6 protein-coding genes are annotated in these 7,668 nt (G+C 55.0%); 5 read left to right on the top strand and 1 reads right to left on the bottom strand.

Annotation, left to right across the window (positions count from 1 at the left end):
* Window positions 1–260 precede the first annotated feature (260 nt).
* Window positions 261–1,196 (bottom strand): LysR substrate-binding domain-containing protein, encoded by a 936-nt coding sequence (locus ACR0IM_RS24270; RefSeq protein ID WP_480597180.1) that lies wholly within the window; start codon window positions 1,194–1,196, stop codon window positions 261–263.
* Between the two features lie 238 nt (window positions 1,197–1,434).
* Between ACR0IM_RS24270 and ACR0IM_RS24265 the strand changes: the two genes are divergently transcribed.
* The 5 genes from ACR0IM_RS24265 to ACR0IM_RS24245 form a co-directional block, all read left to right on the top strand.
* Window positions 1,435–2,385, top strand: a complete 951-nt coding sequence (locus ACR0IM_RS24265; RefSeq protein WP_480683465.1) for an ABC transporter substrate-binding protein — start codon at window positions 1,435–1,437, stop codon at window positions 2,383–2,385.
* Window positions 2,386–2,470: 85 nt separating this feature from the next.
* Window positions 2,471–3,499 (top strand): quaternary amine ABC transporter ATP-binding protein, encoded by a 1,029-nt coding sequence (locus ACR0IM_RS24260; RefSeq protein WP_480683464.1) that lies wholly within the window; start codon window positions 2,471–2,473, stop codon window positions 3,497–3,499.
* The gene (locus ACR0IM_RS24255) at window positions 3,499–5,481 is read left to right on the top strand and encodes an ABC transporter permease (RefSeq protein ID WP_480683463.1); all 1,983 of its coding nucleotides are present in this window, start codon (window positions 3,499–3,501) and stop codon (window positions 5,479–5,481) included. Before ACR0IM_RS24260 ends, ACR0IM_RS24255 begins: the two co-directional genes overlap by 1 nt.
* A gap of 1 nt (window position 5,482) precedes the next feature.
* Window positions 5,483–5,854, top strand: coding sequence for a cupin domain-containing protein (locus ACR0IM_RS24250; protein WP_480683462.1), 372 nt, complete (start codon window positions 5,483–5,485; stop codon window positions 5,852–5,854).
* The coding region (locus ACR0IM_RS24245; protein ID WP_480683461.1) for a DUF1989 domain-containing protein at window positions 5,851–7,668 on the top strand (1,818 nt) is incomplete at its 3' end. The genes ACR0IM_RS24250 and ACR0IM_RS24245, both read left to right, overlap by 4 nt.

Below are 7,668 nucleotides of genomic sequence, written 5' to 3'. Positions count from 1 at the left end.
AGAATCGATGCCGATCTTGGCACCGATTTCCTGAATCGGCTTCTTGTTCGCTTCGCGGGCGATTTCGATGTCGGATTTATAGCTCATTGGGTTCTGGGCTCCGTGCAAAGTAGGTCGAACGAATTCAAACCCGCCCGCATATGCGACCGGGAGAGGAATCGGAAACTTTCTTTAAGGTAAATAATTATTCCTTTCGGTCAACCTCGGAGTTGCAGAGGCTTTGACCAAATGGGTATTTATCGCGCGATGGCACCATCGAATCACGCGTAACGTTTGCGCCCTGCGCTAAGCCCCAACAACCAATCTTCTACGATGCGGCGTTCCGGAAAGGTTTTGTGCGTTGGGCTTTTCAGAAGATAATACCCCGACTGTGTTCGCACCGAGACGTCATGGATTGGTCTGACCAACGCACCGCTTTCGAGCAGCGGGTCAACAAGATGGGCCCAACCCAATGCGACCCCCAAACCATCAACTGCCGCTTGTATGGAGAGAGGATAAGTGTTGAAGGCCACAGCGCGTTCCATAGATGCGGTAGAAATTCCATTGCCGCTAAGCCAAGTATGCCATGTCATCCATTCCGCATGACTGCTGGTCACTTCAATCAGATCCAACTCTGGCAGAGCAGATAGAACAGTCGCGTTCGGATTACTTTTGAGGTATTCTGGGCTACAGACCGGGAAAACCGTTTCCCCGAACAAAAGCTGAGCATCATATCCGGGCCAATCGCCATCCCCGCGCAAAATCGTCAGATCCATAGAGTCAGACAGGCATTCTGCATCGCTGTCTGAGGACACCAGCGAAATACGGATGCGGCCATTGGATTTATTGAATTTGCGCAACTGCGGCATCAACCAGAGCGACGCTACGGAATTGGTAGCTGAGATCGATACAGTGTTAGCCTGATGTTTGGCCAGCATATCACGGCTGACATCCCGCATCAGCTCCAGCGATTTTTCCACGGTTGCCAACAAAATGGCACCCTGCTGGGTCAGGGAAACAGATCGATGCCCGCGGACAAACAGGGGTACATCGTAATGCTGTTCCAGCAACCGCACTTTGCGGCTGATGGCAGTCTCGGAAATATTCAGCACCTTACTGGCATGTGCAAAGCTCTGAGCCTTTGCAGCGGCCTCAAATGCCAGAAGGTAATCGAGCGGCGGTAGAATCTTACCGGTAACAGGTGCTTTCTTCGACATCCGTGGGCAGGGTCCCGATCTTTACGTGTTCGCAATCAAAAAGTATTTGCCCGCATCAGTTCGATCCCGATCGGGCAACTGGCTGTTAAAATAGCGAAAAACTGGATTAGCCTCAAGAAATTGTGGGCAAAGCCTCGCAAATTTCTGTTCTGCGCCTGGAGTGATTTTAGGCAGAATGCACAAATTCGGGGCCGGAAGAGTCCGCAATTCAAAAATGAACTTCACTCAGGGAGCAAACATGAAACTCACAAATCTAATTTCTGCTGCAACCTTGGCAGCAGTTGCGGGCACCGGAGCGATTGCCGAAGACAGCAGCGATCCGATCGTTATCCCAATTCACAACTGGTCCAGTCAGATCGTGATGTCATACGTTACCGGCCAGCTACTTGAAGAGATTGGCGACAACGTCGAATACGTCACGACAGATAGTCAGGCGGTGTACGAGTCGGTGCGCTTGGGCGACGTCACGCTTGAGATGGAAGTCTGGGAAGGCGCGTTTGGTGCATCGTTCCGCGCCGCGCTGGAAAAGGGCGGTCTGCATGATGCGGGCGACCATGATGCGGTCACGCGGGAGGATTGGTGGTATCCGATGTGGACCAAGGAATCCTGCCCAGGCCTGCCCGACTGGAAAGCTCTGAACGACTGTGCGCACCTGTTTGCAACAGCGGAAACCGGCGACAAGGGCCGGTATCTGGATGGTCCGGTTGACTGGTTGAAGCACGGTAAGGAACGTGCCGAAGCGCTGGATCTGAACTTCACCGTTATCAACGCGGGTTCGGCGGCGGCCTTGTGGGCGGAAATTGGCGCGGCAGAAGCGGATAAGAAACCGGTTCTGGTCTTCAACTGGACACCCAACTTTGCCGAGGCCGTCTGGCCCGGTGAGTTTGTTGAATTCCCTGCATGGGAAGATGGCTGCGACAAGGATCCTTCGAAAGGTCCGAACCCCGATGCGCTATATGATTGCGGCAACCCTGCCACCGGCTATCTGAAGAAGGCGGCATGGGATGGTATGAAGGACAAGTGGCCAACCGCGTATTGTGTGCTGACCAATATCTCATTCACCAATCCGCAGATCGCGGAAATGGCAAAGCTGGTCGATACTGACGAATTGGAACCGGAAGATGCGGCAACTGAGTGGCTGGATGCCAACCGTGCTGTTGTTGATCCCTGGATCAGCGCCTGCGGCTGATTACTCGGCCACACATAACGAAACTTGCGTGGCCTTACTGATATCAGTGCAGTAAGGCCACGCTTAACAAGAAAGAATGGCAGCCATGTCCACCACAGCGCCTGTAATCTCAGCGAAAAACGTCTGGAAACTGTTTGGGCCCTCGCCCGACAGCTATCTGAAGTCCATGCCGGCAGGCCGCAGCTTCGACGAGATTCGCGCTGACGGCTACATCGCCGGGGTCAAGGATGTCTCGATTGAGGTTGGCCGGGGTGAAATGCTGGTTATCATGGGGCTGTCGGGATCAGGAAAATCCACTCTGGTGCGCTGTTTCTCGCGCCTGCATGACATTACCGGAGGCACCATTGAGGTCGACGGTCAGGATATCATGAGCCTGAGCGAGCGTGACCTGATCGAGTTGCGGCGCAACAAGATGGGCATGGTGTTTCAGTCCTTTGGCCTGCTGCCGCATCGTACCGTTTTGGACAATGTGGCGTTCCCTTTGGAAATGCGTGGCCAGGATCGCCATGACCGGCGCGAACGCGCTTTGGAAGTTGTCAAACTGGTCGGCCTTGAGGGCCGTGAAGAGTATTTTCCGCGCGAACTTAGCGGCGGCCAGCAGCAACGTGTCGGCATTGCCCGTTCTTTGGCGATTGAGCCGGATATCTGGTTTCTGGACGAGCCATTTTCGGCCCTTGACCCGTTGATCCGTCGTGAAATGCAAGATGAATTCCTGCGACTGCAAGAGATGCTGGGCAAAACCATCGTCTTTATTACTCACGATTTTGACGAGGCGCTGCGTCTGGCGGATCGGATCGCGATCATGCGCAATGGCGCGGTAGAACAATGCGATACGCCGGATCAGATCGTCATGAAACCCGCCACGGAATACGTGGCGAAATTCACCGAGGACATCGACAAAGCCCGCGTGGTGCACGCGAAAGGACTGGCAAAACCGGTCAACGGACACGCATTGGAAGGCGCGCCAATCAATGGCGGTTCAACCATCCACGAACTGGCACGGGTTTTGGTCAATGACAACCGCATCTTGTTGCCGGTCGCGGATGACAAAGGCGTTGTCACCGGCGTTCTGGAACGTGACGCAGCGTTGAATGTTCTGCTCGGAGCCGAGTGATGGCGACACTGTCCACAGAACTGCCGGATACCTCGGACAAACCGTGGGGGCGTACTCGCGTGCTTACTGCACTGCTGGTTGCGTCCATTGCGCTGATCCTTGCCAAGGCTGTTGGTATTCTGCCTGAATGGCTGAACCGGATTCCAGAGGCTGCAATCCCGCCAACTGCACTGGTTTTGGACGCTATTTTTAACTTCATTCAAAACGATCTTGGCCTAATCTACGTCACCCGCTTTATCGCTGAAGGCCCGCTTGAGTTCTTGTTGGACACATCAGCTAACCTTTTGGAAGGCAAGCGTCGCTGGCCCTATTTAGGGCCAATCCCATGGTCGGCAATCGCCGCTGTTGCAGCCGTGATCGGCTATGCTGTCGGAGGTTGGAGACTGGCCGCATTGGGGGCCGGAACCTTCATCTGGACCGCCGCGATCGGACAGTGGAAGATGGCCATGCAAACAATGTCCGTCATTGTGGTTGCGGCACCACTGGCCTTTCTGCTGGGATTGACTTTGGGTATCGCTGCGTGGAGATATGGCTGGTTCGAAAGAATGCTGAAACCGGTTTTGTCCGTTCTGCAAACTCTACCGTTTTTTACATACCTTTTGCCCGCCGTGATCTTCTTCAAAGTCGGGCCAACAGCCGGTGCAGTTGCGACGATTACCTTTGCCATCCCACCGATGATCCTGATGACCACTCTGGGCCTGAAGAAGGTCAGCCCCGAAGTGATCGAAGCAGGCAAGATGTCTGGATGTACCCGCTGGCAGATGCTGCGCCATGTCTATGTTCCGGCCGCACGCACCGAGATTTTGGTTGGCGTTAATCAGGTAATCATGTTGTGCTTGGCTATGGTGGTGTTGACCGCCTTCATCGGCATGCCCGGCCTTGGTGCCAAGCTGTTGGCGATGATGGGCAGCTTCAAACTAGGTCGTTCTTTTGAGATTGGTGTGACCATCGTTCTTCTGGCCGTCATGCTCGATCGGATGTCCAAGGCCTGGGTCGTGAAACAGCCTGTTCACTTCGAACGTGATACGCCGTGGTGGAAGCGGCATCAGACCTCACTGATTGCGTTGGGTCTGTTTGTTGGGTTCACTCTGCTGTCGCAGATCTTCCCGATCCTGGCCGAGGTCGGCCGCAAGCAGCATCTGAGCCAGGGCAAGGAAATCGACGTGGTGATCAAGTCATTCCTGGCAATCGATGTCATCAAAGGGACAACTGAATGGTTGCGCTGGTTCCTGAATGTCAAGGTTCTGATCCCGTTCCGGAACACGTTGCTTGCCATTCCGACGCCTGCTTTCATCCTGCTGGTTGTTTCCTTTGCCTATTGGGTCGGTGGTCGTAGGCCCGGTATCTATGCCGCAGTCTTCTTTACGATCGTGGCTTTTTCGGGCTGGTGGGATCGGTCGGTCATCACGCTCTATACTGTGATTTCAGCAGTCGCGCTGGCGACACTGATCGGTATCCCCTTGGGTGTTGTTGCTGCCCGGTCCACTCGCTGGTCCAAGAGCATCCTGCTGGCCTGCGACACCGCGCAAACTTTTCCAAGCTTCATATACCTGATCCCCGCGATCATGTTGTTCGGCGTCAACGATGTGGCTGTTGTCTTCTCGATCCTGATCTTTGCCGCTGTGCCGCTGATCCGGTACACTATTATTGGCCTCAGCAGCGTACCGCCGGAAATGACCGAGGCCGCCGACATGTCCGGCTCGACCCGTCGACAAAAGCTGATGTCGGTGCAGTTCCCTCTGGCGCTGCCGACAATGGCGGTCGGGTTCAATCAGGCAATCATGTTTTCCTTCTTCATGGTCATCATCGCGGCGTTCATCGGTACGCAGGACCTGGGACAGGAATTGCAGCGCACACTGGCAGGCACAGAGTTGGGCAAGAATTTTGTCCTTGGTCTGAACGTGTCGCTGATGGCACTGACCTTTGACATGGCCATCAGCAGCTGGGCGGAACAGCGTAAAAAACGACTGGGGCTCGACTGAGATGGCAAAGCTACAGAACAGACGCACCGTAGCACGATTCGACGATACAGGGTTTGTCCCAATGCGGATGGAAGGCCTGCTAGACGAGCAGATCTGGTGGAAGAACGTCAGCTTTGATGAAGAAACCGGGCAAGGCAGCTATCTGATGAAGATGGCGCCCGGCACACGCTCCAACCCTCATATCCATCACGGGCCAGAAGAGTTCTTCGTCCTCGATGGTGATCTGACCGATCACGATGGGTTTTGCTATCGCAGCGGTGACTTTGTCAGCCTTGCTGCGGGGTCAAGCCACTATTCGCACACCGAGGCGGGATGCCTCTTGGTGGTCACCCACCGCGGTGCAACCCAAGCCATTCAGGAAGAAGCACTATGAATGTTAAGCCGGTTTTCGAAGTGCCATTCGAACGCAGCGGGGTTCTGGCCCCCGGCCTTCCAATCCTGCCGCATGGGACAGAGCGCCACCCGGTCCCCGGAATGGGGTCACGCGCTGTTCCGGTATCCAAGGGAGATACCATAACGCTGCTGGATCGCGATGGGATGCAACCAGCGGAAATGGTCTTCTTTGCCCCTGACCGGAGTTCCGATGCGGCCATGCTGGGCGCGCAGGGGCATGGGCGGCCCGAAGGGTTGATTGCTACGCTGGCAAATGGCTCCGCTTCGGGGAAAAAGGTACTGCAAGCTTTGGAAGTCGCGGGTTTCGACATCGGAAAAAGCGACGCAATTCGCGCATTCACCGATGGGTCTCGTCCCGGAGATATGGTTCATTTCGTGGCGGAAAGTGATGGTCTTCTGATTGTCGCGGCACCTGGCATGGCAATGCGTCCAGAGGACAACAACCCGCCCACGGATATCATCCTGTATCTCCAGCGCTCTGCACCCGGATTGGAAAAGCCCCTTGTCGGCCCGCCGGATCCGTTGGCTGATCCTCTGAAGGACATCAACATTCAGCCCGGCAATGCCAAGTCTTATGAGGTCAAGGCAGGCGAATTCATTCAGATCGTGGATGTTCGTGGACGAGAGTGCTCGGATTTTCAAGCCTTCAGCCGCCGCGCACTGGATCAGGGGATCGAGCGCGAAATCGACCCGACAACGACCCGCAGCCTGATGGGTAGCTTGTATCCACAACCGGGCATATTCTCGAAGTACTGGTCGGTCGACCAGGAACCTCTGATCGAGATCGTTCAGGATACGTGCGGGCGCCATGACACTTTCGGTCTCGCGTGCACGGCGCGATACTACGAAGATCTTGGATATCCGGGCCACGTGAACTGCTCGGAAAACATCAACAAGGATCTGGATCAGTATGGCATTAAACCGCGTGGTGGATGGCCTGCGATCAACTTCTTTTTCAACACAATACTGGACGACACCAATGCCATAGGCATGGACGATCCTTGGTCTCGCCCCGGTGATTTCGTCCTGCTGCGGGCACTGACTGATTTGGTCTGCGTCAGCACTGGATGTCCCTGTGACATCGATCCGGCAAACGGTTGGAACCCAACCGATGTTCAAGTGCGAACCTACAAGGCGACCGAGGATTTTACACGATCCTACGGCTATAGAAAATCTGCGGAGGCGGATGTGGAAGAAACTAAGGAAACAGCATTTCACGAGTGCTTTGGACGGCACACCCGTGATTTCGTCGAATACAACGGCTATTGGCTGCCCAACACGATGACCAATCATGGTGCCATTGCTGAATACTGGGCCTGCCGGGATAAGGTCGCCGTCATGGACCTGAGCCCTCTGCGGAAATACGAGATTGTCGGACCTGACGCAGAAGAGCTGATGCAGCTTTGCGTGACCCGCAACATGAAAAAACTGAGCGTTGGTCAGGTCGTCTATACGGCCATGTGCTACGAACATGGAGGTATGATAGACGATGGCACGGTCTACCGGCTGGGTGAGACCAATTTCCGCTGGATTGGAGGCAACGACACCAGCGGATTATGGCTGCAGGAACAGGCACTAAAGCGAAATATGAATGTCTGGGTGCGAAACTCGACGGACCAGTTGCACAACATCGCGGTCCAGGGGCGACACAGCCGCGACATCCTTTCCAAGATCTTCTGGACACCGCCACAACAACCGACGATCGAAGAATTGCCTTGGTTCCGGCTTACCATAGCTCGGGTTGGTGATGTGCAGGGGAAATCCGTGGTGATTTCCCGGACCGGTTATTCCGGT

The sequence above is a fragment of the Ruegeria sp. BF6 genome (assembly GCF_056538665.1).
This window is presented reverse-complemented; position numbering and strand designations above follow the sequence as displayed.

Bases quoted from the DNA above. Each gene is read 5' to 3' on its own strand.
- ACR0IM_RS24260 (WP_480683464.1), top strand. From the start codon at position 2,471: ATGTCCACCACAGCGCCTGTAATCTCAGCGAAAAACGTCTGGAAACTG.
- ACR0IM_RS24250 (WP_480683462.1), top strand. From the start codon at position 5,483: ATGGCAAAGCTACAGAACAGACGCACCGTAGCACGATTCGACGATACA.
- ACR0IM_RS24255 (WP_480683463.1), top strand. From the start codon at position 3,499: ATGGCGACACTGTCCACAGAACTGCCGGATACCTCGGACAAACCGTGG.
- ACR0IM_RS24270 (WP_480597180.1), bottom strand. From the start codon at position 1,196: ATGTCGAAGAAAGCACCTGTTACCGGTAAGATTCTACCGCCGCTCGAT.
- ACR0IM_RS24265 (WP_480683465.1), top strand. From the start codon at position 1,435: ATGAAACTCACAAATCTAATTTCTGCTGCAACCTTGGCAGCAGTTGCG.